The organism is Stenotrophomonas ginsengisoli (genome assembly GCF_001431485.1).
Classification (GTDB): Bacteria; Pseudomonadota; Gammaproteobacteria; order Xanthomonadales; family Xanthomonadaceae; genus Stenotrophomonas; species Stenotrophomonas ginsengisoli.
The window spans coordinates 125,747-150,381 of record NZ_LDJM01000018.1 but is presented as its reverse complement, the minus strand read 5'-3'; the positions used below and the strand labels follow the sequence as shown (position 1 = coordinate 150,381).

Sequence of the window (24,635 nt, the reverse complement as noted above, 5' to 3'; positions counted from 1 at the left end):
ATCCCATGCAAGGCCGCTGATGGTCAGCCCGCCAACAGCGCCTTGCTGCTGCGGTACGCCGCACAGCTCAGGGCTGCGGATTGATCCCATGCCGGCGCAGCACCTGACGCACGCGCTGCAGGTCGATCGCCTCCACCGTGATGCCATTGCCGCTCACCGTGGTGGCCATGAACAAGGCGTTGTAGATCGCCTCCTCCACCGCGTCCACGCCGGCCTGGAATACCGCGCTCATCGATTCATTGGCCAGCTCGGTGGTGCTGTGGCGCGGCGCATCGAACGCGCGACGTACCGATTCGTTGGTAGAGAAGGCCAGGATGTAGTCGCCACTGCCATTGGAGGCCGAACTGCCGGTGCGGCCCAGGCCCATCATCCCGCGCGAGGCCAGACGCCTGAGGTTGCGGTCCGACAGTGGCGCATCGGTGGCAATGACGATGATGATCGAGCCATCGCCGCTGTCATCGGCCAGGCCCTTGCCTGCGTCGGTGGCTGCCACCGCGTGCTGGAACGCGTACTGGTTCAAGGCCTGGCCAACCGGGGCCCCGGCCACCTGCAGCACGCCGCCGTAGTTGCCCTGCACCAGCACGCCCACGGTCCAGCCACCCAGGCTGTCGGGCAGCTTGCGCGAAGAGGTGCCGATACCACCCTTCCAACCGAACATCTCGGTACCGGTGCCGGCGCCGACACTGCCCTCGGCCACCGGGCCGTCACTGGCGCTTTCCAGCGCCTGGCGTACGGCAGCGGCGCTCACCGGGCGGGCGCGGATGTCATTGAGGCCGCCGTCATTGGTTTCGCCCACCAGCGCATTGAGCGAGCGCACGCTGGCCATCTCCGGCTTGGCCAGCATCCACTCGGCCATCGCATCGGCGGCCTTCCACACGCACAGAGTGCAGGTCAGCACGATCGGGGTTTCCAGTTCGCCCAGTTCGTTGACCTGGCTCAGGCCGACAAACTTGCCGTAGCCATTGCCCACATGCACCGCGGCCGGTACCCGCGAGCGGTAGGCATTGCCGGCATGCGGCAGGATCGCGGTGACCCCGGTGCGCACGCTCTCGCCCTCGATCAGGCTGACCTGGCCCACGCGTACCCCGGCCACATCGGTAATGGCGTTGTGGGTGCCGGTGGCGAAGATGCCCGGTGCCACGCCCAGATCACGCGCGCGCACCCGCTCGCCCTGCGCCGCCTGCAGCGGCCCGGCCGCCAGCATCGTCAATGCCACGGCCCACCCGGCCCACCCGGCCCACCCGTGCTTGCCTGCTGCCATGTTTCTTCCCCGATTGGTGATCGCCACACTGTGTGCGATGCCCGGCCCGCCAGCAAGCGCCAAACGGCACCCCGGCCGGGCAGGTATCCGCGGCAACAAAAAACCCCGCACCAGGCGGGGTTCTTGATCCGTTGCAGGCGCCGCTTACAGTCGCTGGCGCACGGCCTCGAACAGGGCGATACCGGTAGCCACCGACACATTGAGGCTTTCAATGTCGCCGGGCATCGGAATCTTGACCAGGCCGTCGCAGGTCTCGCGGGTCAGGCGGCGCAGGCCATCGCCCTCACCGCCCATCACCAGGGCCACGTTGCCGGTCAGGTCCAGCTGGTGGATGGTCTGGGTGGCCTCACCGGCCAGGCCGTAGGCCCACACGCCCAGCTTCTGCATTTCCTTCAGGCTCCGCGACAGGTTGGTCACCGCGATCACCGGGATGGTGTCGGCAGCGCCGGCACTGACCTTGCGCACGGTGGCGTTGACCTGTGCGCTCTTGTCCTTGGGAATGATCACTGCGGTGACCCCGGCAGCGGCGGCGCTGCGCAGGCAGGCGCCCAGGTTGTGCGGATCCTGCACCTCGTCCAGCACCAGCAGCAGGGCCTTGCCTTCGGCCGCCTCGATCAGGCCCGGCAGCTCCGATTCCTCGGTCAGCTTGGCTGCGGCGTAACGCGCGGCCACGCCCTGATGACGCAGCTGGCCGGCCACGCCGCCCAGTGCCTGGGCATTGACCTTGCGCACGGAGATGTCCTTGCGCAGGGCTTCTTCTTCGATCTCGACCAGGCGGGCATTCTTGTTGCCGGCTTCGATCAGCACTTCACGGACGTTCTCGGCGTCCTTTTCGATGGCGGACGCGACGGCGTTGACGCCGACGATCCATTGGTTCTGCTTGCTCATGGGCGCCACGGGAAAAATTCAGGGGCTAATGGTACGGCCTGCGGCCGCTGCTGGGTGAAGCCGGTCTTAAGAGGCCGGGGCGTTGCTGCCCCGGCGATCAGGCTGATCACGCCAGATCAGTACTTCTTCTTGCCACCGCGCTTGGGCGCACCGCCACGGCCGGGCGGCAGGGGCATGCCGCTGCCCTGCTCCTCCTCGCCGAGGTGGCTGACCAGGCGGAAGTCGATCTTGCGCTCTTCCATGCTGGCCTTGAGCACCAGGATCGACACCCGGTCACCCAGGCGGTATTCGTGGCCGCGGCGTTCGCCGGTGAGCACCTTGCGGGTGGCATCGAAGTGGTAGAAGTCGTGCGGCAGCTGGGTCACATGGACCAGGCCATTGACCTTGGACTGGTCCAGCTCGACGAACAGGCCAAAGCTGGTCACCCCGCTGATCACGCCGTCAAATTCCTTGCCGACGTGCTTTTCCATCCACGCCGCACGGTAGCGCTCGTCGACCTCGCGCTCGGCCTCGTCGGCCCGGCGCGAACGCTCGGAACACTGCAGCGACAGCGCTGCCATCTCGCGGCCGCCGTACGGGAACTCGCCGCGCTTGGCCCGGCCCAGCGCCTGCTTGATCGCCCGGTGCACCAGCAGGTCCGGATAACGGCGGATCGGTGAGGTGAAGTGGGCGTAGAACTCCAGCGCCAGGCCGAAATGGCCAACGTTGTCCGGGCTGTACACCGCCAGTGACTGGCTGCGCAGCAGCACCGACTCGATCAGGGCCGCATCCGGGCGCTCGCGGATCTTGCCCAGCAGCTTGGTGAAATCACCCGGGCGCACCTTGGGCCAGGCCGGCAGGCTGAGCTGGAATTCCTTCAGGAACTCCAGCAGGTCCTCGTACTTGGACTCCGGCGGCTTCTCATGGATGCGGTACGGTGCCGGCACCCCGGAAGCGAGCAGGAAGCGCGCCGCCTCGACGTTGGCCGCAATCATGCATTCCTCGATCAGCTTGTGCGCGTCGTTGCGTACCAGCATCCCGGCCTGGGTCACCTGGCCGGTGTTGTCGAGCACGAAGCGCACTTCGCTGGATTCAAACTCGATCGCGCCACGCTTGGCGCGCGCCTTGGCCAGCACCTTGTACAGCTGGTGCAGGCGCTGCACCGCCTCCAGGTTGTCGCCCAGCACCGCAATGGCAGCCGGGTCGCCCTCGCCCACCGCCTGCCACACCTGGGTGTAGGTCAGGCGCGCATGCGAATGCATCACCGCTTCATAGAATTTGGATTCGATGACCTGGCCGCTGCGGTCGATCTGCATGTCGCAGACAAAGCACATGCGGTCCACCTTCGGCTTGAGCGAGCAGATGCCGTTGGACAGGGTCTCCGGCAGCATCGGCACCACGAAGCCAGGGAAATACACCGAGGTCGCACGCGTCTGCGCCTCGTCATCCAGCGGCTGGCCCGGACGCACGTAATAGGACACATCGGCAATGGCCACCACCAGGCGGAAGCCGTCACGGGTGGCTTCGCAGTACACCGCGTCATCGAAGTCCTTGGCGTCCTCACCGTCGATGGTCACCAGCGGCAGCGAACGCAGGTCCACCCGGTCGCTGATCTCGGCCGGAGCCACGTCCACCGGCACCGCAGCCGCCTCGTCGATCACCTCGCGCGGGAACTCGAACGGCAGCTCATGGCCGTGGATGGCCGCTTCCACCACCAGCGACGGGGTGAGCTTGTCACCGAGCACGGTGAGGATCTTGCCGATCGGCGGGCGCTTGGTGTCCGGCGCCTGGGTGATCTCGCACACCACCAGCTGGCCATCACGTGCCTCGCCGATGGCAGCGGGCGGGATCTGGATATTGCGGCCGATGCGCTTGTCATCGGGCACCACATAATTGATGCCGAACTCGGTGATGAAACGGCCGATCAGGCGGGTCATGCCGCGCTCGACCACGCGCGCGATGCTGCCCTCGCGGCGGCCACGGCGATCAATACCGGTCACATTGGCCAGCACGCGGTCGCCATGCATGACCTTGCGCATTTCATACGGCGGCAGGAACAGGTCGTCACCGCCACTGTCCGGGCGCAGGAAGCCGAAGCCTTCCGGGTTGGCAATCACCACGCCGGCAACCAGGCTGAGCTGGGCCACCGGAGCAAAGCCGCCACGGCGGTTCTGCACCAGCTGGCCATCGCGCACCATCGCACCGAGGCGACGGCTCAGGGCCTCGAAACGGTCCGGCGCGGTCAGGTTCAACTGCGCGGCCAGTTCCATCGCATTGCGCGGACCGCCGGCCTGGGCCAGCACATCCAGCAAAGCCTCGCGGCTGGCGATCGGGTTTTCGTAACGCTCTGCTTCGCGCCCGGCCTGGGGGTCAACGAAACCGCCTGCGCCCGCCTTGGCGGCACGCTTGCCCGCCACCGGCGCACTGCCCGGGGTCAGCTTGCGGCCCTTCGGCCCACGCGGTGACGGCGGCGATTCCAGCTCCGGCAACCAGCCCGGCAGCCCCTTGGGTGCCGGCACTTGCGGCGGGCGGCTGCTGCGGGAGGTGGGCGACTTGGCCGCCCGTGCCGGGCGCGGGGCCTCGCTTGTCGGCAGCCAGTCCGGCTGCTTGTGGCCCTTGTCGGTGGCTGCGGCCTTGCCCGACGAGCGCTTGGAGGAATTGCCGCCGGCGGCGGTGCGACGGGCCTTGGGCCCTGAAGGAGTCTTCTTTGTCATTGCCTGCCATGGTAGCGCCTGCAGCCGGCAAGCTGATGTCTACAGCACAAACCGCAGGCCATGAAACAAAACTGTTGACAGCCTGCATCAACATCCCCACAATGCGCACCTCCTGAAGTGCCCAGATGGCGGAATTGGTAGACGCACTAGCTTCAGGTGCTAGCGGGGGCAACTCCGTGGAGGTTCGAGTCCTCTTCTGGGCACCATCTGATCAAACCGGCGAAAGCCGGTTTTTTCATGCCTGAAATCCCGCGTGACAGCGCGGTACAGCCACGCCATGCGCGTGTCCCGAAAAATATCTTTCACAACCTCTTGACCTCTCCGCGACACCCACCCATAATCCTCGCTCCTGAAGTGCCCAGGTGGCGGAATTGGTAGACGCACTAGCTTCAGGTGCTAGCGGGGGCAACTCCGTGGAGGTTCGAGTCCTCTTCTGGGCACCATATGATCAGACCGGCGAAAGCCGGTTTTTTCATGCCTGCAATCCTAGGCGCAGCCACCCCGTCATCCCAGGCTGCAAAAAGTTTTTGCAAAGTCTTGACCAAGGCAAATGTTGTACGCATAATCGCTGCTCCTGAAGTGCCCAGGTGGCGGAATTGGTAGACGCACTAGCTTCAGGTGCTAGCGGGGGCAACTCCGTGGAGGTTCGAGTCCTCTTCTGGGCACCATCTGATCAAGCCGGCGAAAGCCGGTTTTTTCATGCCTGCAATCCTAGGCACGGCCACCCCGCCATTCCGGCCTGCAAAAAGTTTTTGCAAAGCCTTGACCAAGGCGAAAGTTGTACGCATAATCGCTGCTCCTGAAGTGCCCAGGTGGCGGAATTGGTAGACGCACTAGCTTCAGGTGCTAGCGGGGGCAACTCCGTGGAGGTTCGAGTCCTCTTCTGGGCACCATCTGATCAAGCCGGCGCAAGCCGGTTTTTTCATGTCTGAAATCCAGAAAATCCCCTGGCCAATCAATACTTTGCAGAGTCTGCCCAAAGCAATAAGTCGCGTGAAAACCTATTGACGGCAGCGCTGCCGCACCACACAATTCATCTCGTCAAGTCGCCCAGGTGGCGGAATTGGTAGACGCACTAGCTTCAGGTGCTAGCGGGGGCAACTCCGTGGAGGTTCGAGTCCTCTCCTGGGCACCATGACTTGATCAGATCAAACCGGCGAAAGCCGGTTTTTTCATGCCTGCGCGGCGGCGGATGGGCGCCTGAGACGGTAGCGAAGGCGCACACAATAGCGCCTCTTCATAAAAGTGAAATAATCGTTGACAACGGCAACAACGCACCGCACAATTCACCTCGTCAAGTCGCCCAGGTGGCGGAATTGGTAGACGCACTAGCTTCAGGTGCTAGCGGGGGCAACTCCGTGGAGGTTCGAGTCCTCTCCTGGGCACCATGACTTGATCAGACAAAACCGGCGAAAGCCGGTTTTTTCGTATCTGCGCTTCCCATTGCGGGCAATTTGCGGTCTGCTCGCCTGCTCCAGGTCCACCACCATGCCGCACATGCCTGCCTGCCCCACCCTCGCCCAGCTGCTGGCCAGCCATGCGCCGTTCGCCTTGCTTGATGATGCCCAAGCCACGGCGGGGCCGGCGCGCAGCCGCTTGTTGCATGACTTCGTCGGCCAGCTGCGCTGCACCGCCAATGACAGCCTGGACATCTGGCAGCAGCAAGTGCAGGCCGCACTGGACGCGGGCATGCATGCCCTGCTGCTGGCCGACTATCAATGGGGCCTGCATCTGCACGGGCTTGCCAGCCCGGCAGACGAGCACGGCCCGGCGCCGGCACTGCGCGCACTGCTGTTTGCGCGGCAACAGCGACTGGATGGCGACCAGGTCGATGCCTGGCTGGCCGACGCGGCCGCGCAACCGGCCGGCCTGCTGCGCTGGCAGCCCGGCCATGACCAGGCCCGCTTCACCCGTTCCATCGAGCAGATCCAGGCCGCTATCCGGCGTGGTGATACCTATCAGGTCAACCACACCTTCCCTTTGCACGGGCTGGCCCACGGCTGCCCGGCCAGCCTGTATGCCCGTCTGCGCCAGCGCCAGCGCGCCCCGTATGCCGCCCTGATCCATCTGCCGCAGGGCGAGTGGGTGCTGTCCTTGTCACCGGAGCTGTTCGTGCGCGTGGAGAACGGCCGCATCAGCGCCGCGCCGATGAAGGGCACCGTGGCCGCCGGCGATGACCCGGCCGCTGCGGCGCAATGGCTGCGCAGCGATGCCAAGAACCGCGCCGAGAACCTGATGATCGTTGACCTGCTGCGCAACGACCTGGCCCAGGTGGCGCTGCCCGGCTCGGTGCAGGTGCCGGCCTTGTTCGACGTGCAGCACACCGGCCGGGTGCTGGGCATGACCAGTACGGTGCAGGCGCAGCTGCAGCCCGGCGCCGACCTGGCCGCACTGCTGCGCGCCGTATTCCCCTGCGGCTCGATCACCGGTGCGCCCAAGCGCAGCACCATGGCCTTGATCCAGCAGCTGGAAACCGCCGCACCCGCCCCGCACCTACGCGGCCTGTATACCGGCGCGATCGGCTGGCTGGATGGCGGCACCGATGCGGCGCGCATGCAGCTGTGCCTGTCGGTGCCGATCCGCACCATCGAACTGCGGCCCCACGCCGATGGTGGCTTCCACGCCCGCCTGCCGGTGGGTGCCGGCATCACCATTGATTCGGACGCGGCGGCCGAATGGGCCGAATGCCAGCTCAAGGCCGATTTCGCCCGCCACGACATGGCCGGGCTGGAACTGATCGAAACCCTCCGTGTGGAGGCTGGCCAGGCCGCACTGTGGCCGCAACACCGGGCGCGCCTGTGTGCCAGTGCCGCGCAGTTGGGCCTGCCGCTGGACACCGCGCAGCTCGATACCGCCCTTGCCGCCCAACTGGCCGCACTGGACCCGGCCCGGACCTGGCGCCTGCGCCTGGCCCTGGCCGCCGATGGCCAGCTGCACTGGCGCAGCGCCCTGCTGCCCGCCCTGCCTGGCAATGGCCCGGTGCAGGTGCTGCTGGCAGACACACCAGTAACCACACCGACCTGGCTGCTGGGCCACAAGACCAGCCTGCGCCAGGCCTACGATGCGGCCATTGCCCGGGCCGAGGCCGCCGGCGCCTTCGACATGCTGTTTTTCGACACCGATGGCTGGCTCACCGAAGGGGCGCGCAGCAATGTCTTCGTCCAGCTCGACGGCCACTGGTTCACCCCGCCGGCCAACGGCAAGCTACTGCCCGGGGTGATGCGCGCCCAGTTGCTCGCCGATTCCCGGCTGGGCGCACGGCAACGGCCCATCCACCGCGACGAGTTGGCCAAGGCCAGCCAGCTGTTGCTGTGCAACGCGCTGCGCGGGGCAATCCCGGCCGTTCTGGCCGCTGCCACGGCCTGATTGCACGCTGCGGCCAAGCACAGTGCTTGGCATCGGCCGCGTCATGCGGATAATCAGCAGGCTGTGCCGGCGCCTGGCGCCGCCTTTCCTGGCTACTGGTAACTTTCCGCATGACCGACCTTGCCCGCTCCTCGTTCCACGGTTTTGAGCAGCTGCCGCTGCGCGAATACGCCGAACGCGCCTACCTGGACTACTCCATGTACGTCGTTCTGGACCGCGCTCTGCCGTTCATCGGCGACGGCCTGAAGCCGGTGCAACGCCGCATCATCTATTCGATGAGCGAGCTGGGCCTGAATGCCGCCTCCAAGCACAAGAAGTCCGCACGTACCGTCGGTGACGTGATCGGTAAGTACCACCCGCACGGTGACAGCGCCTGTTATGAAGCGCTGGTGCTGATGGCCCAGCCGTTCTCCTACCGCTACCCGCTGATCGACGGCCAGGGCAACTTCGGCTCCTCCGATGACCCCAAGTCGTTTGCGGCCATGCGTTACACCGAGTCCAAGCTCAGCCCGCTGGCCGAAGTGCTGCTGGGTGAGCTGGGCCACGGCACCACCGACTGGAACCCCAACTTCGACGGCACCCTGGAAGAGCCGACCTGGATGCCGGCGCGCCTGCCGCACCTGCTGCTCAACGGCACCACCGGCATCGCCGTGGGCATGGCCACCGACGTGCCGCCGCACAATCTCAACGAGATCGTGTCGGCCCTGATCCGCCTGATCGACGCCCCGGACACCACCCTGGACGAGCTGTGCGAGCACGTGCGCGGCCCGGATTACCCGACCGCCGCCGAGATCATCACCCCGGCCGCCGACCTGCGCCAGATGTATGCCACCGGCCACGGCTCGGTGCGCGCGCGCGCGATCTGGGCCAAGGAAGCCAACAACCTGGTGGTCACCGCGCTGCCCTACCAGGTGTCGCCGTCCAAGGTGATCGAGCAGATCGCCGCGCAGATGCGGGCCAAGAAGCTGCCGTGGCTGGAAGACATCCGCGACGAATCCGACCACGCCAACCCGACCCGCATCGTGCTGGTGCCGCGCTCGGCCCGCGTGGATGGTGAGCAGCTGATGGGCCACCTGTTCGCCACCACCGACCTGGAGCGCAGCTACCGGGTCAACATGAACGTGATTGGCCTGGACGGCCGGCCGCAGGTCAAGAACCTCAAGCAGCTGCTGTCCGAATGGCTGCGCTTCCGCACCGACACCGTCACCCGCCGCCTCAACCACCGCCTGGGCAAGGTCGAGCGTCGCCTGCACCTGCTCGACGGCCTGCTGGTGGCCTTCCTCAACCTGGACGAGGTGATCACCATCATCCGTACCGAGGACGAGCCCAAGCCGGTGTTGATGGAGCGTTTCGGCCTGACCGAAGACCAGACCGACTACATCCTGGAAACCCGCCTGCGCCAGCTGGCCCGCCTGGAAGAAATGAAGATCCGGGGCGAGCAGGATGCGCTGAGCAAGGAACGCAACAAGATCATCGCCACCCTGGAAAGCCCGGCCAAGCTGAAGAAGCTGATCAAGGACGAGCTGCTGGCCGATGCCAAGAAGTTCGGTGACGAGCGCCGCTCGCCGCTGGTCGCCCGCCAGGCGGCCCAGGCCATCGATGAAACCGAGCTGGTGCCCAGCGAAGCGATGACCGTGGTGCTGTCGGAAAAGGGCTGGATCCGTGCGGCCAAGGGCCACGACATCGACGCGGCCGGCCTGTCCTACCGCGATGGCGACAAGCTGCAGGCCGCCGCGCGTGCGCGCAGCAACTGGCAGGTGGCCTTCCTGGACAACACCGGGCGCAGCTATTCCACCCCGGTGCACGGCCTGCCCTCGGCCCGTGGCAACGGCGAGCCGCTGACCGGGCGCTTCTCCCCGGCCGCCGGCACCCGCTTTGTCACCGCGACCAGTGCCGAGCCGAGCCAGCACTTCCTGCTGCTGTCCAGCCACGGCTATGGCTTCATCACCAAGTTCGAGAACCTGATCGGCCGCAACAAGGCCGGCAAGGCACTGCTCAACCTGGCCGATGGCGCCGATGTGCTGGCCCCGGCCCCGGTCAGCGCCATCGACAGCGACCGCCTGGTTGCCGTGACCAGCTCGGGCAACCTGCTGGCCATTGCCGCCACCGAACTGCCGGAACTGGACAAGGGCAAGGGCAACAAGCTGATCGAAATCCCCAAGGCCAAGCTGGCCACCGAACGGGTGATCGCCATCGCCGCCGTCAGCCCCGGCCAGAACCTGCAGGTGCTGTGCGGCGCCCGCACCATGACCCTGGCCTACAAGGACCTGGAAACCTACCTCGGCACCCGCGGCACCCGCGGGCAGTTGCTGCCGCGTGGTTGGCAGAAGGTTGACGGGTTGGCGGTGGAGTAAGTCCACAAGCCCGGCACATCACTGCCCGGGCGCGTGGCGACGCGTTCGTCATTCCTGCCGCTCATGGATGTACATGGCGCGGCAGAAGGTGGATGGTCTGGCGGTGGAATAAGCGCAAGCCCACTGCGCACTGCATCGGCGCGCGGCGAGGCGCTTAAACAACAAAAGGCCCCACTTGGTGGGGCCTTTTGCTTTCCTGCACCAATGCCTCCGCGCCTTGTGGGAGCGGCTCAAGCCGCGACAACTCAACCTCACCTGTTGCCCGATCGCGACCGGAGGTCGCTCCTACAACCCCGGCCAGCGTTGCCGGCAGCCGCCAACCTTTGACATTGATTGCCACCTCGGGCGCAGCGCCTGAACTTGTGCCTACTGAGCGGAATCGGGGCGCGGGGACGGTCAGTCATGCCGCCGGCCCTTCCCCAGGGCAGCCCACCCGGATGGCGCGCGCGGCCTCGATCATTGACGCCACCACTTCCTGCAGCATGCCCAGTGCTTCGTAGTTCACATCAATCGTGGCCACCTCGTCGTCGCCCAGCAGGATCAACCCCATGCAGCTCGGATTGGGCTTGTTGTAGTTCTGATAGCAGTGCACACCCGCCCGCTGGGCCGGGTTGATGATCACCAAGGGCGATTTATCACTCAGATAGTCCGGGCCGTCTGCATAGACCCAGAAGCCATCACTGACCGGGAACGGCGCTTGCATCGGCACGTAAACCCGCTCCTCCCCCGAACTGGTCGTGTATGGAATCTGTTGCTGCGTACGCCAACCGGGCTCCACCCCAGAAAGAACCTCCAGGATGATCGCGTGTACCCAGTGTGCATGTTCATCCAGTGGCCGTCCCAGCGACAGCACTGCAACATCCTGCAGCAAGCCCCCCCGGCGAATGGTACCGGGCAGCGTGTTGGCGGGCGGCACTCCCAACTGCGCATATTCGGCCTCCAGGCGCACCTCCGTGGTGGAGCTAGGATATTTGGTCACCGAACTGTAGCCCGGTGGAAATCGTCCCCATGGCCCCGGTTTTTCGTAGCGCTGATGAACCAGCTTCCGCCATGGAGCAGGCAGCTTGCCCAGTTCACGACAGGTGCCACTGCCATAGCGATAGAGCTGGCGCGCTGGGTCAAGCAGCTCTTCGTAATAAAAATCCTTGCTGCCAGTCTCAGCTTCAGCAGACATTGCTGTCTGCTCGGAATACGATTTTTCAGGCGTGCAGGCCGCCAGCACGGCCGCCAGGCTCAACCACGCTGCGAAGGCCGGCGTGCCTGCAAAGCAGGTATGCATGTCAAAACCTCCTGTCTTGGCAGCATCATCGGCGCCGCTACCGATACGGCAGGTCATTGCACCCGTCCTTGCACAGGACAGTCCACGCGGATGGCGCGTGCGGCGTCGATCATTGACGCCACCACTTCCTGCAGCATGCCGAGCGCTTCGTAGTTTATATTCATCGTCGCGACCTCACCCTCTCCCAGCGTGATCACGCCCATGCAACTCCGATTAGGCCAGTTGTAATCCTGTTTGCAATACACACCCGCACCCTGGATCGGGTTAATGATCACCAGCGACGACTTATCGCTAAGGTGGTCCGGACCTTCAGCATAGACCCCGTACTGAGCGCTGACCGGAAACGGGGCCTTCATGGGCACGTACACCCGGTCCTTCCCCAAAGGGCTCTTGAACGGAAGCGGTTGCTGCGGGCTCCAATCAGGCAGCGCCACAGACAGTGCCTGCTGAACCACTCTCATTTCTCGGAAAGAACTCCTGTCGATGCGCCCTCCAAGTCCCAGCAACGCAACATCCTGTTGCAATCCTGATCGGCGTATCGTGCCGGGCAACGTATTGGCAGGCGGCACCCCTAACTGCGCATACTCTGCCTCCAGAATCAGCTCGGTGGCGGTAACGCTGACCATCGGCCCCCAATCATACCCCGGTGTGAATCGCCCCCAAGGCCCCGGTTTTTCATAACGCCTGCTGTCGTACTTCCGCCATGGCGCAGGCAGCTTGCCCAGTTCGCGACAGGTGCCACTGCGATAGCGATAGAGCTGGCGCGCTGGGTCAAGCAGCTCTTCGTAATAAAAATCCTTGCTGCCAGTCTCAGCTTCAGCAGACATTGCTGTCTGCTCGGAATACGATTTTTCAGGCGTGCAGGCCGCCAGCACGGCCGCCAGGCTCAACCACGCTGCGAAGGCCGGCGTGCCTGCAAAGCAGGTATGCATGTCAAAACCTCCTGTCTTGGCAGCATCTACGGAGCCGCATTCACTCAGTCAAGAATGCAACGCACGGATATTGCCATCGCTGAGCGATGAATATCGTGACCGGGCTTCCGATACGGTCAGTCATGCTGCCGGCCCTTCCACAGGACAATCCACGCGGATGGTGCGCGCGGCCTCGATCATTGACGCCACCACTTCCTGCAGCATGCCCAGCGCTTCGTAGTTCACATCAATCGTGGCAACCTCGTCGTCGCTCAACAGGATCACCCCCATGCAGGTGGGGTTCGGCATGTTGTAGTTCTGGTAGCAATGCACACCCGCCCGCTGAGATGGGCTGATTATCACAAGTGGAGACAATTCATCTTCGTTGGGACCCGCTGCATACACCCAGAAGCCATCACTGACTGGGAACGGCGCCTTCATCGGCACGTAAGCAAGCTCCTCCCCCCAACTGGTTTTGAATGGAATCGCTTGCTGTGTCCGCCAACCTGGCTGTATACCCGAAAGCACCTCCAGTATTTTCGAGTGTATCCAGTGCGGACTATCTTCCAGTGATGGCCCCAGCGACAGGACTGCAACGTCCTGCAGCAAACCACCCCGGCGAATGGTACCGGGCAGCGTATTGGCGGGCGGCACTCCCAACTGCGCATATTCGGCCTCCAGGCGCACCTCCGTGGTGGAGCTGGGATATTTGGTCACCGTACTGTAGCCCGGTGGAAATCGTCCCCATGGCCCCGGTTTTTCGTAGCGCTGGTGAACCAGCTCCCGCCATGGCGCAGGCAGCTTGCCCAGTTCACGACAGGTGCCACTGCCATAGCGATAGAGCTGGCGCGCTGGGTCAAGCAGCGCCGTTGAATCACGATTGCTGGCGCGCCCCATGGCGTTGGAACCTGCTTTCCCCGGAGCGTCGCTTGCGGTGCAGGCGGCAAGCAGCATCAAGGACGCTGCAAGGGCAAACGTATGTGGAAACCTGGCGGACATGTCACGACCTCCTGTCATCGCAGCCTGGGATACAGCACTGTATTCCAACCAGCACACAGCGTAGGCATGGCCATGGCGATGCAGCCGGCCTTGATAGCGCCAGTGCGGCACAAAAAAACCCGGGCAGTGCCCGGGTTCTTGTTTGTTGCCTGAAACCGCTGCGCTCAGTGGCCGACGCTGGTGCCACCGGCCAGCTTGCTGGCCTGGTACAGCTCCAGGCCGATGCGCTTGATCAGGCTCAGCTGCTGCTCCAGCCACCAGGCGTGGTCCTGTTCGGTGTCCTTGAGCTGGGCCAGCAGGATGTCGCGGCTGACGTAGTCGCCCTGCTCTTCACACAGCTTCATGCCGGCGGCCAGGTTGTTGCGCACCAGGTACTCAGTTTCCAGGTCCTTCTGCAGCATGGACACCACGTCCACGCCCGGCTCGAAGGCCACCGGGCTCATGTCCGGGTTGCCACCCAGGAACAGGATGCGGCGCAGCAGGGCGTCGGCGTGCTGGGTTTCTTCTTCCATCTCGTGGTTCAGGCGCTCGTACAGCGCCATCAGGCCTTGGTCCTCGTAGCGACGGGAATGGATGAAATATTGGTCGCGCGCGGCCAGCTCGCCACGCAGCAGGGCCTTGAGGCAATCGATAACGGCGGTGTTGCCTTTCATGTCGGGGGCTCCCTTGCAGTGATGGCGGGCATCATGCCCGATCTTTTCCGGCCATGTTCAAAAGCCAATCAGTCGCACTTGCACTTCGTTTGCAGGTGGCCGGGGTGACGTGCTGCAATCGCCGTATTCATCCTCTGGGGAAACACCATGGCCCACCCGCTGCGCCGTTGGTCACGCTGGTTGTTGTGGGCCGTAGTGGCCGTGCTGGCCCTGCTCGCCATCACCCTGCTGGCCGCGGTGTTGGCCCTGCGCGGCAGCCTGCCGCAGCTGGATGGGCAGCAGGCGCTGGCCGGCCTGGGCAGCAGCGTGAGCGTGCAACGCGACCCACTGGGCGTGGTCAGCCTCCAGGCCGACAACGAACAGGACATGGCCCGGGCACTGGGCTTCATCCATGCCCAGGAACGCTACTTTGAAATGGACCTGATGCGCCGCTCTGCCGCCGGCGAGCTGGCCGAGTTGTTCGGCCCGGCCGCCCTGCCGATGGACCGCAAGATGCGCGTGCACCGCCTGCGCGCACGCACCCAGGACAACCTGGCCCTGGCACTGGGCGACAAGCGCGCGGTGATGGAGGCCTACCGCGATGGCGTCAATGCCGGCTTGGCCGCGCTCGAAGTGCGCCCCTGGCCCTACCTGCTGCTGCGCCAGCAGCCGCGCCCGTGGACGCTGGAGGATTCGGTGCTGACCGGCCTGGCCATGTATGCCGACCTGCAGGACAGCAACAACGGCCGCGAACTGGGCCTGGCCCAGCTGCAGGCGCACCTGCCACCGGCCTTGTTCGCCCTGCTCAGCCACCCTGGCAGCAGCTCCGATGCCCCCCTGTTCGGCGCAGCCTTGGGCGATGCCACGCTGCCGGATGTGCAGCAGCTGGACCTGCGCCAGGGCCCGACCGCAGCACCCGCACACTCCTCGCCCTCGCAGGACGAGGTCAAGGGCAGCAACAACTTCGCCGTGGCCGGGGCACTCACCGCCGATGGCCGGGCGATTCTGGCCGATGACATGCACCTAGGCCTGCGTGCGCCCAACATCTGGTTCCGCGTGCGCCTGCGTTATGCCGATGCGCTGGCGGCCGATGGCCAGGTGGATGTCAGCGGTTTCAGCCTGCCCGGCCTGCCGGCGGTGATCGTGGGCAGCAACGGCCATGTGGCCTGGGGCTTCACCAACAGCTATATCGACACCGCCGATTTCGCCCCGCTCAGCGCCGCCCAGCTGGCTGGCGTGCGCCGCCATCAGGAGACCCTGCGGGTGGCCGGCGCCGCACCACAGACCTTGACCGTGGAAGAAAGCGATTGGGGCCCGGTGCTGCACAAGCGCCCCGATGGCGGCGCCCTGGCCCTGCGCTGGACCGCACATCTGCCCGGCGCGGTGCGCCTGGATTTTGCCGACATGGCCCGCGCCACCGACATCGACAGTGCCCAGGCCATCGCCGACCGCTCCGGCATCCCGGCACAGAACCTGCTGCTGGCCGACCGCCACGGACGCATCGGCTGGCGCCTGATCGGCACCCGCCCGGCACGCGATCCTCGCTGCCCGGCAGCGGCCATGAACACCGGGCAGACAGCCGCCAACTGCCCGGCCTGGGACAACCGCACCGACCAGGCCCCCAGCCTGATCGACCCGGCCGAGCACCGCCTGTGGACCGCCAATGGCCGTGTGGTGGGCAGTGAAGACCTGGCCGTCGTCGGTGATGGCGGATATGACCTGGGCGCACGCGGGCTGCAGATCCGCGATGGTTTGTTCGCCCGGCAACAGTTCGACGAAGCCGACCTGCTGGCCATCCAGCTCGATGACCGCGCCCTGCTGATGCAGCGCTGGTGGCAGCTGCTGCGGCAGACCGTCAGTGGCAGCGATGACCCCGCCCTGCAGCGGCTGGAAGCGGCCAGCCGGCAATGGGAAGGCCGCGCCTCGGTGGATTCGGTGAGCTACCGGCTGGCCCGTGGCTTCCGCGGCATCACCCTGGACACGCTGGAAAGCGCCTACACCGCGCCGGCCCGCGCCGCCCTGGGCAATGACTACGTGGCTCCGCGCCTGCCGCAGCTGGAAGGCGTGGTCTGGCCGCTGCTGCAGCAACGCCCGGCCCACCTGCTGCCGCCCGGTCATGCCAGCTGGGACGCCCTGCTGGCCGATGTGGCGCGGCAACTGGAAACCGACCTGTCCACCCAGGGGCCGGACCTGAGCCAACGCAGCTGGGGTGAGCGCAACACCACGGCCATCTGCCACCCGGTATCGCGGGCACTGCCGGCACTGGCCAAGCGCTGGCTGTGCATGCCCGCCCACGCCCTGCCCGGGGATGCGCACCTGCCGCGCGTGCAGGGCCCGGCCTTTGGCGCCTCGCAGCGCATGGTGGTCTCGCCCGGGCACGAGGCCGACGGCATCGTGCACATGCCCGGCGGCCAGAGCGGCCACCCGCTCTCGCCCTACTGGGGCACCGGCCATGACGACTGGGAAGCCGGCCGCCCCACCCCGTTCCTGCCCGGCCCGGCGCAGCACACCCTGCAACTGCAGCCAGCGCGCTGAATCCGGCTACCTGCGGTGGCCCCCGCCCATGGGGCCATCGGCGGCGCAAGCAAGTCAAACACAGCATTGCAGGAGCGATGACAGACAGCTCCCGGGGCCTGTGCAACCCTGTCATGCCGATCAACAGGATGCCCCCATGACCGAACTGTTCGCCCCCTATGACCTGGCCGGCACCACGCTGGCCAACCGCATCGTGATGGCACCGATGACCCGCTCGCGCAACCCGGACCTGATCGCCAACGCGCTGACCGCGCAGTACTACGCCCAGCGGGCCAGCGCCGGCTTGATCGTCACCGAAGGCACCCCGGTAACCCCGGCCGGCCAGGGCTATATCGGCGTGCCGGGCATCTGGTCGGCGCAGCAGACCGCCGGCTGGCAGTTGGTCACCGATGCCGTGCATGCCAAGGGCGGGCGCATATTCGCCCAGATCTGGCACGTGGGCCGCATGTCGCACAGCTCGCTGCAACCCGATGGTGGCGCCCCGGTGAGCGCCAGCGCGGTGCCGGTGGCCGAGAGCCCGTACAGCTTTGCCTTCATCACCCTGCCCGATGGCACCCCGGGCCGCGCACCGCCCACCCCGCCACGCGCAATGCAGACCGATGAGGTCGCCCAGCTGGTACAGACCTTCGCCGATGCCGGTGCCAATGCTGTGGCGGCCGGTTTTGACGGGGTGGAAATCCACGCCGCCAATGGCTATCTGTTCGAGCAGTTCCTCAACCCCAACGTCAACCAACGCCAGGATCAATACGGCGGCAGCCGCGACAACCGCCTGCGCTTCACCCTGGAAGTGGTGGACGCGCTGGTGGCACGCATCGGCGCGGACAAGGTCGGCATCCGCCTGGCTCCCAACGGTTTCGTGTTCGACATGCAGCCCTATCCGGACAACCGCGAAACCTACCTGCAACTGGCACGCGAGCTGGATGCACGTGGCATCGCCTACCTGCACCTGTCCGACAACGGCACCGGCGATGGCCAGCCGCACGCGATTGACCAGGCCCTGCTGGCCGATTTCCGTGCCGCCTTCCGCCCCAGCATCATCCTGGCCGGCAAGATGACCAAGGCCCGCGCCCAGGCCCTGCTCGATGCCGGCCTGATCGATCTGGCCGCCTTCGGCCAGCCCTTCATTTCCAACCCGGATTTGGTGGCCCGCCTACGCGATGACCTGCCGCTGGCCGAGCCGGACCGCAATACGTATTACGGTGGCGATACACACGGCTATACCGATTACCCCACCGCCGACGGCTCCCCCGCCTGAGCCTGCACACATCGCCATACAGACAACGGGCCGCATGCTGCGGCCCGTTGTCTGTCACCCACTGGGATCAAGCCAGCACGGATCAGATGGCGCTCACCGCCTGGTCATGCACACCGGCCACGGCGCGTCCCGAAGGGTCGGCCATGGACGCAAAGCTGGCATCCCAGGCAATCGCGGCCGGGGTGGAGCAGGCAATGGACTTGCCGCCCGGCACGGTCTCGGCGGCGGCCGGTGTGGGGAAGAACTGCTCGAACAGGGTGCGGTAGTAATAGCCTTCCTTGGTCTGCGGCGGGTTGACCGGGAAGCGCTTGTCGGCGGCGGCCAGTTCGCGATCACTCACCTGCGCCTCGGCATGGGCCTTCAGGCCATCAATCCAGCCGTAACCCACGCCATCGGAGAACTGCTCCTTCTGCCGCCACAGGATTTCATCCGGCAGATAGCCTTCGAAGGCCGCACGCAGGATGCCCTTCTCCATGCGCTGCGCCCCGCCGCTGGCTTTGTCCACCATCTTGTACTTGGCATCAAACGCCATGGCCACATCCATGAACTCCCGGTCCAGGAACGGCACACGCGGCTCCACGCCCCAGGCCATCATCGACTTGTTGGCGCGTAGGCAATCGTAGTTGTTGAGCGCGTCGAGCTTGCGGATCAGCTCCTCGTGGAACTCGCGCGCGTTGGGCGCCTTGTGGAAGTACAGGTAGCCGCCAAAGATCTCATCCGAACCTTCGCCGGAGAGCACCATCTTCACCCCCATCGCCTTGATCCGGCGTGCGAGCAGGAACATCGGGGTCGAGGCGCGGATCGAGGTGACGTCATAGGTTTCGATATGACGGATGACCTCGGGCAGTGCATCCAGGCCTTCCTCGAAGGTGTATTCGAAGCCGTGGTGGACGGTGCCCAGATGATCGGCGGCGACCTGGGCGGCAGCCAGGTCCGGCGAACCCTTCAGGCCAATGGCAAAGCTGTGCAGGCGCGGCCACCAGGCCTCGGTCTGGTCGCCATCCTCGATGCGGTGACGGGCATAACGCGCGGCCACCGCAGCCACCAGCGAGGAATCCAGGCCACCGGAGAGCAGCACGCCATAGGGCACGTCGGTCATCAGCTGGCGGTGCACGGCGGCCTCGAAGGCCTCGCGCAGTTTGGCCGTATCGGCGGCAACACCCTCCACCGCCTCGTACGCGCGCCAGGGGCGGTTGTAGTACTTGGTCAGCTGGCCGGTGGCACTGTCATACCAGTGGCCGGGTGGGAACTGGGCCACGTCGGCGCAGGTATCGACCAGCGACTTCATTTCCGAAGCCACGCGCAGGCGGCCCTGGCTGTCATGGCCCCAGTACAGCGGCACCACACCGATGGTGTCACGCGCAATCAGCACGCGGCCCTTGGCCTTGTCCCACAGGGCGAAGGCAAAGATGCCGTTGAGGCGGTTGAGAAAACTGCCCGGCTCGTCTTCGCGGTACAGCGCGTTGATCACCTCGCAATCCGATTCGGTCTGGAAGGCATAGGGCTGTTTCAATTCGGCCTTCAGCGCCTTGTGGTTGTAAATCTCCCCGTTCACCGCCAGGGCAAGTTCGCCATCATCGGAGAGCAGCGGCTGCGAACCGCCGGCAGGGTCCACGATGGCCAGGCGCTCGTGCACCAGGATCGCCCCGTCATCCACATACACGCCGCTCCAGTCCGGCCCGCGGTGACGCTGGCGCTGGGAATGCTCAAGGGACTGGCGGCGCAGCGCGGCCAGGTCGTCGCCGGGTTGCAGGCCGAAGATGCCGAAGATCGAACACATGGGTAGTACTCCAAAACATGGGGGAAGACGGAGATACGGCGGTGTTGCGATGAAGCGTGTGACGGTGGTGCAGGCCCCAGCCGGGCCCAACAAAAAACCCGCATCCTTCGATGCGGGTTTTGTTGGTCTGGCTGAGTGTCTCAAGCCAGTGCGCGGGTCCGCATCCTGCCCACGCGATCGTTCCCAATCGCATTGTTGCGATTGTTCGGATTGTTCACGTTGGCGTTGAGGACGGCGTGCATGGCAACGACACTAACCCGGAAGATCAGGCGGCTGCAACGGTTTCATTGGCAACAGATACATTTATCATTATTAGACCTCACGCCTGTATCCGATAATGAAGCAATCTTACAGATCAAACTTGAAAATTAATTTCGATAATTTCCTCGTTCGAAAACCACTCACTCTCCTTGATACGATTCAGCGCGGCCGAAGGATCGGAGGACCAAAGAACTAGCGCTAGCGACTCCTTGGCTCTGCTGCAGGTGACGTACAGGAGGCGCAAGCTACGATCGATAGTCGTCTCCTTACCTTTTCCCGCATTATCCAAGTCCGATTTGCTTAGCCGGACACCACCAAAAATCTTGTCGTACGAGAACCGATTGCCGCCGGCCAGCTTATCGTCCATCACAACCATGACATGAAGAAACTCTGATCCTTTTACCACTTGGTGAGTGGCAAGCACCGAATTTCCCGCGAGATAAGTACAGTATTTCTGTAGCTGACTCCATGGGGTAGCGAACAACGCACACCAACCCCGACGTATCCGGTCCTTCTTGGACTCCTCTTCGCCCCTACCTGGAGCTGGTGGCGCAGGAGACTTGTCGGCAAATGCCGCTGAAAGACGAGGATCGACTTCGAACAGTTTTGCATTCAAGACCGATGTGAGAACTTGTTCGACTGTAGCTTCAGGATTTGCACAGGCAGCAGCGAAATCTGAGATACCTTGAAGTATTTCCTCGAAACGCTTCGCGCGCTCGACCTCGCTCTCCGGCATGTTATCGAGACGACCGAAACAACGAAAGACTTCGGTGGCCTTGAACTCGTCGATGGCACCATCCTCACCAACACATGCCTCCAACCGTGAAAGCTCATTCAAAAGCATCTGCACAGCTGCGGGCCCCTTGTTCTCGCCGCTTCCCGTAGGCGCGGCCGAATTCGGGTCGATCAAAGCCATTGCACTGTACGCATCGAGAAAAGAACCACGAGTTGCCACGAGTTTATGCTCCAGAGCAAGCAACTGATACTGATCCTCACTCCAGGCATCAGACCCGCTCGCTTGTCGCATCTGATCTGCGCACCAACGTTCGGCCTTGACTTTTTCCTCCGGCGAGAGGGAAGTATCACCGATGAAGATTCGGACCACCCCGCCAGCTTTCTCCATTCGCGGGTGCTGTTCGACGCCATTGGCTGGCTGCGTTCGACCTTCGAGCTCCGCCTCCCAGATTCTGTTAATGAGCGTCACGATTCGACGCTGACTGCGATGGTTCATTTGCAGCTCTGGCGTCGCCCAGCTCACCGGGACTAGGCTTGGAAGGTCAGAATGACCGTCGGTATAGATGCGTTGCCGATGATCGCCAAGCAGTCCAAGGGTGAGCCCACTCCCCCTCGGCTCTGCAAGGCTCATCAAGGCATCCAGCATGCCCTTCATCGTGTCTTGCGACTCATCAATAAGAATGATGGGGTGACGGTCTTTCAGAATGGTCTGCAGCGTAGGCCTGTGCAGCAGCAGCCAAGCTGTAGCGTCCAGCACGTGATTGTGGGCGAGTGCGCCGGCACCATGTGTCTCCCGGTCTGGATGATAGATGAACACATCTGTCAGCTTGAATGCCTCGATGTCTGCCTTAATTTCATCCAAGTCTCGCTGCTTAGCTGGAGTGATTCCCCTCGGCTTGGCCGCCGCTTCTGCCGTTTCCTTTTCAAGCTGAGCTTGCTTGATGGCGACGAGCGCTGCTCGAATGTCATCATTAAATCCGCTGACGAGCTCCCAGCAGAACGCATGAATTGTGGAGACGCTCACAAGATCGTTGTCTCCGAGACGTCCATTGATGACCGCGACCGCGTTCTTCGTGTATGTGACCACACGTATCGAACGGCCATACGTTCGCAGTCGTCGGGCAAGCTGCCCGCCCTTTTCGTGCCGCACAACACCTGTCATTCGACGCAGAACCTCGACTAAAGTACGCGTCTTTCCGGAGCCAGCACCAGCAAAGAGGAAGTAGTTACGCGGCGGCTCCTCAGTAAGATATCCGCATATTTCCTCGACGACCCCTGCATCGCGCTCGTTATCGGCAAAGATGGGGATAGCATTCATGCCACCGATTCCTTGCTGGGCTCAAGCTGAGCCTGTAGCCAGGCCAAGGCATCTGCGATGTACTTTGGGCAGACAACTGATTCATCAGAGGCCAGTTTCTCGAAGATGCTCGCGGCAAGCTCGCCTTTGTTGAGCGATCCGTGCATTACCTTATGAAGCGCAGCGACCATCTCAGCAACACTTCCAGCATTGGCGACAGCTTTAGCTACAGAACCAAGCGCCCCAGTTGGCGGCTCTATCTCCAGGCCATCATCACCTACCTTCTCATCCATGAGACCCTTGAACCAAGAAATGTTCGAAAGAACGAGAGAGTCCTCAAAAGAGCTAGGCCAGCTGCCGTCTGCTTCAGCAACAGGCAGCTGCCAGGCGAATCGAACGAGGCACTCTGCAGTCTCACTCCATACCAACTGAGCGTCGGTCGGACTCTTGAAGTCATCTAGCTTCTGAAGCTTCGGGTGCCAACCTCGGAGCGTCGGGTTGCCACATTGGAGGCCTGCTTGGCCCGTGTTTGCAACAGCGACCAACTTCTTAGTTGGCTCACCGTTCTTCTTGGGTTTGCCGACCTCTTCCTCGCAAGGATCTACGTCTGTGATGATGACGGTAGGAATCCGGAGCTTCTCGACTAGAGGCTTGAGTCGATGGGCATGGCTCCCTCCAATATCAAGAAAGGATACATACCGACTGCTCAAATCCTTGAAATCCCGTTCCATAAAGAGGGGGACAAGCATGCGCTCGGCAACGCCTTCAACGAAGATGGCCGCATTCGCGAATAGCAGGTCGGTGTGTTGAACACGGAAGTAGCGCTCTGCAAACTGACGTGTTTTCTTGTCGTCACCAAAGACCTGACCAAGATTGACCACTTCGGTTGTCGGCATTGGACTCGCGGAACTCTTAGCAATGCGCCGGACATACCGGAGACGATCAAAGTTCTCGGCGTGTGCAAGATGGCTCGAGTGGGTACTAATGAGTAGCTGGCTGTTGAGGGCGGAAACGTCCGCCCCCACCGGGCTGATGAGTTTGTGTGCCTTGTCGGAAAAGATGCGCTGCACCTGGACGTGAAGATGCGCTTCAGGCTCCTCAATCATCACTAGGTGAACGGGTGCAGGAGATTCCTTATCCGGCTTGAGCCGTGCTGCCTTGAATGACACCAGCTGATAGCTGAGTGACTGGAGGTTCTGGTAGCCAAGTCCTATAGAGTATTCAGGGAGTAACTCCTCGAGCGACTCCTTCTGCATGCTGTACTGGACTGCAGTTCCGTGGTCTAGCAGATCAGCCGTCTGAATGCGTGTGCGAAAACGAATCTCTTGAGGATCGTGCAGACCGGGATAGCCGAGCTCCTTCACTTCTTCAACTGAATCAGCAATTGCTTCGTGAATCTTCTTATCGAGGTCTCTCTGCGCGTCCGCCACAGCTTTGATTAGATCCGCTCGTTGACTATGCCCTGAACTGGAGACGTTCAAGTGCTGACGGGCGAACTTAAGGAGCTGGTTTGAGAACATACCTACTCGATGAGGGCCGGAGGCGGATCGCGACTCAGCCTCTTCGCTGCCCAGCCCACGTTGTGCGGCAACAAAGTCCACCCGTATGACCCTGGAAAGATGCTTGCGCTCAATATGAATGGCATTTGCAGCAAGTGTCGGGGTGACGTAGGTCTTGAAGCCAGCTATAGGATTGTTTTCTGCATCGAGCTTGTATGCACGAACCTGGCCAAGCCTTGAGGGCTCACGGAGCCAAAAGTCTAGAAGGTCGATAGGCCAGGCCAGCGAGTCAGCGCCCATATCCTTCACTGGCTCGCGTGCCGCGCGATATACCCAAGCGAGTTGCTTCAGCTCTTCAGCTGTTGATGCCGGCTCCAGGCGCAGGCGGATACCCACGGCACCGCCCTTCCAGCTGAACTTAGATAGAAATGGAGCAACGTAGTGGTACATACCCGCCTCCGCATCGAACCAGAGGTCCAGCGTTGGCATGGCCGAGAGAAGGCTTTGAAGCTGCTGCTCCCAATGTTCCTCGTCACCACTCACGGTCAAAGGATCTTCCAACAACGCTTCCCATGCCTTTCCAAAAGCTCGCAGCTTTGGCCACTGCGAAAGGCTGATGTCGAATGCACCGAACGGAGATCCGTCCGCAAGGAAGTGCCGGAGAGCTGCGAGTATCGATGTTTTTCCACTATTATTTGCGCCGACCAGAATAGTAGTCTTCTGATCAATTTCCATCTGAATCATTTCCAGACGACGAAACCCAGTCAGCTCAATAAATCTTAGCGACATACCCCCTGTCGCACTGCGAGATACCATCCAATCGCCCCCTGAGAAAATCAGCCTTAAGCCAAGTAAAGAAAAACCCCCACAATAAATATCAATCCAATCAC

At 63.4% G+C, this 24,635-nt stretch carries 14 protein-coding genes and 6 tRNA genes; 10 read left to right on the top strand and 10 right to left on the bottom strand.

Annotated elements, in window-relative coordinates; all coding sequences use genetic code 11:
* Window positions 1–67: 67 nt before the first annotated feature.
* The 3 genes from ABB30_RS07860 to rnr all read right to left on the bottom strand — a co-directional run bounded on the left by ABB30_RS07860 (window position 68) and on the right by rnr (window position 4,842).
* Entirely contained in the window at window positions 68–1,216 is a 1,149-nt protein-coding gene (locus tag ABB30_RS07860; protein ID WP_211263468.1) for a P1 family peptidase, read from the bottom strand.
* Window positions 1,217–1,405: 189 nt separating this feature from the next.
* Window positions 1,406–2,149, bottom strand: a complete 744-nt coding sequence (rlmB, locus tag ABB30_RS07855) for a 23S rRNA (guanosine(2251)-2'-O)-methyltransferase RlmB (RefSeq protein ID WP_057637745.1) — start codon at window positions 2,147–2,149, stop codon at window positions 1,406–1,408.
* 116 nt (window positions 2,150–2,265) lie between these two features.
* Window positions 2,266–4,842: a ribonuclease R gene (rnr, locus tag ABB30_RS07850; protein ID WP_083489757.1), complete on the bottom strand. Its 2,577-nt coding sequence runs from the start codon at window positions 4,840–4,842 to the stop codon at window positions 2,266–2,268.
* 119 nt (window positions 4,843–4,961) lie between these two features.
* Between rnr and ABB30_RS07845 the strand changes: the two genes are divergently transcribed.
* From ABB30_RS07845 to parC, 8 genes are all read left to right on the top strand, one after another.
* A tRNA-Leu gene (locus tag ABB30_RS07845) sits at window positions 4,962–5,048 on the top strand.
* 150 nt (window positions 5,049–5,198) lie between these two features.
* A tRNA-Leu gene (locus ABB30_RS07840) sits at window positions 5,199–5,285 on the top strand.
* A gap of 138 nt (window positions 5,286–5,423) precedes the next feature.
* A tRNA-Leu gene (locus ABB30_RS07835) sits at window positions 5,424–5,510 on the top strand.
* A gap of 138 nt (window positions 5,511–5,648) precedes the next feature.
* Window positions 5,649–5,735 (top strand) — tRNA-Leu (locus ABB30_RS07830).
* 155 nt (window positions 5,736–5,890) lie between these two features.
* Window positions 5,891–5,977: transfer RNA gene (locus tag ABB30_RS07825), tRNA-Leu, on the top strand.
* A 166-nt stretch (window positions 5,978–6,143) separates the two neighbouring features.
* Window positions 6,144–6,230, top strand: a tRNA-Leu gene (locus tag ABB30_RS07820).
* Window positions 6,231–6,339: 109 nt separating this feature from the next.
* Window positions 6,340–8,208, top strand: coding sequence for a chorismate-binding protein (locus ABB30_RS07815; RefSeq protein WP_057637789.1), 1,869 nt, complete (start codon window positions 6,340–6,342; stop codon window positions 8,206–8,208).
* A gap of 110 nt (window positions 8,209–8,318) precedes the next feature.
* A complete protein-coding gene (gene parC, locus ABB30_RS07810; protein WP_057637744.1) occupies window positions 8,319–10,562 on the top strand; it encodes a DNA topoisomerase IV subunit A in 2,244 nt (747 codons plus the stop codon).
* Window positions 10,563–10,962: 400 nt separating this feature from the next.
* Here parC and ABB30_RS16195 read toward each other — a convergent pair whose 3' ends face one another.
* The 4 genes from ABB30_RS16195 to ABB30_RS07795 all read right to left on the bottom strand — a co-directional run bounded on the left by ABB30_RS16195 (window position 10,963) and on the right by ABB30_RS07795 (window position 14,404).
* A complete protein-coding gene (locus ABB30_RS16195) occupies window positions 10,963–11,898 on the bottom strand; it encodes a hypothetical protein (protein WP_152980635.1) in 936 nt (311 codons plus the stop codon).
* Window positions 11,895–12,773 carry a hypothetical protein gene (locus tag ABB30_RS07800; protein WP_152980634.1) on the bottom strand — a complete coding sequence of 293 codons (879 nt, stop codon included), beginning with the start codon at window positions 12,771–12,773 and terminating at the stop codon, window positions 11,895–11,897. Before ABB30_RS07800 ends, ABB30_RS16195 begins: the two co-directional genes overlap by 4 nt.
* A 120-nt stretch (window positions 12,774–12,893) precedes the next feature.
* The gene (locus tag ABB30_RS16190) at window positions 12,894–13,751 is read right to left on the bottom strand and encodes a hypothetical protein (RefSeq protein WP_152980633.1); all 858 of its coding nucleotides are present in this window, start codon (window positions 13,749–13,751) and stop codon (window positions 12,894–12,896) included.
* A gap of 164 nt (window positions 13,752–13,915) precedes the next feature.
* On the bottom strand, window positions 13,916–14,404 hold the full coding sequence (locus tag ABB30_RS07795; protein WP_057637741.1) for a ferritin-like domain-containing protein: 489 nt from the start codon (window positions 14,402–14,404) through the stop codon (window positions 13,916–13,918).
* Between the two features lie 159 nt (window positions 14,405–14,563).
* On the opposite strand from ABB30_RS07795, the gene ABB30_RS07790 reads away from it, so the two are divergent.
* Both ABB30_RS07790 and ABB30_RS07785 read left to right on the top strand, forming a co-directional pair.
* Window positions 14,564–16,918, top strand: coding sequence for a penicillin acylase family protein (locus ABB30_RS07790; protein WP_057637788.1), 2,355 nt, complete (start codon window positions 14,564–14,566; stop codon window positions 16,916–16,918).
* 136 nt (window positions 16,919–17,054) lie between these two features.
* The gene (locus ABB30_RS07785; protein WP_057637740.1) at window positions 17,055–18,173 is read left to right on the top strand and encodes an alkene reductase; all 1,119 of its coding nucleotides are present in this window, start codon (window positions 17,055–17,057) and stop codon (window positions 18,171–18,173) included.
* Between the two features lie 82 nt (window positions 18,174–18,255).
* Here the strand turns inward: ABB30_RS07785 and asnB are convergent, their stop codons facing one another.
* From asnB to ABB30_RS07770, 3 genes are all read right to left on the bottom strand, one after another.
* Entirely contained in the window at window positions 18,256–19,953 is a 1,698-nt protein-coding gene (asnB, locus tag ABB30_RS07780) for an asparagine synthase B (RefSeq protein WP_057637739.1), read from the bottom strand.
* 355 nt (window positions 19,954–20,308) lie between these two features.
* The gene (locus ABB30_RS07775) at window positions 20,309–22,267 is read right to left on the bottom strand and encodes a UvrD-helicase domain-containing protein (RefSeq protein WP_057637738.1); all 1,959 of its coding nucleotides are present in this window, start codon (window positions 22,265–22,267) and stop codon (window positions 20,309–20,311) included.
* Window positions 22,264–24,534 (bottom strand): AAA family ATPase, encoded by a 2,271-nt coding sequence (locus tag ABB30_RS07770; RefSeq protein ID WP_275452398.1) that lies wholly within the window; start codon window positions 24,532–24,534, stop codon window positions 22,264–22,266. Before ABB30_RS07770 ends, ABB30_RS07775 begins: the two co-directional genes overlap by 4 nt.
* Window positions 24,535–24,635: the final 101 nt, after the last annotated feature.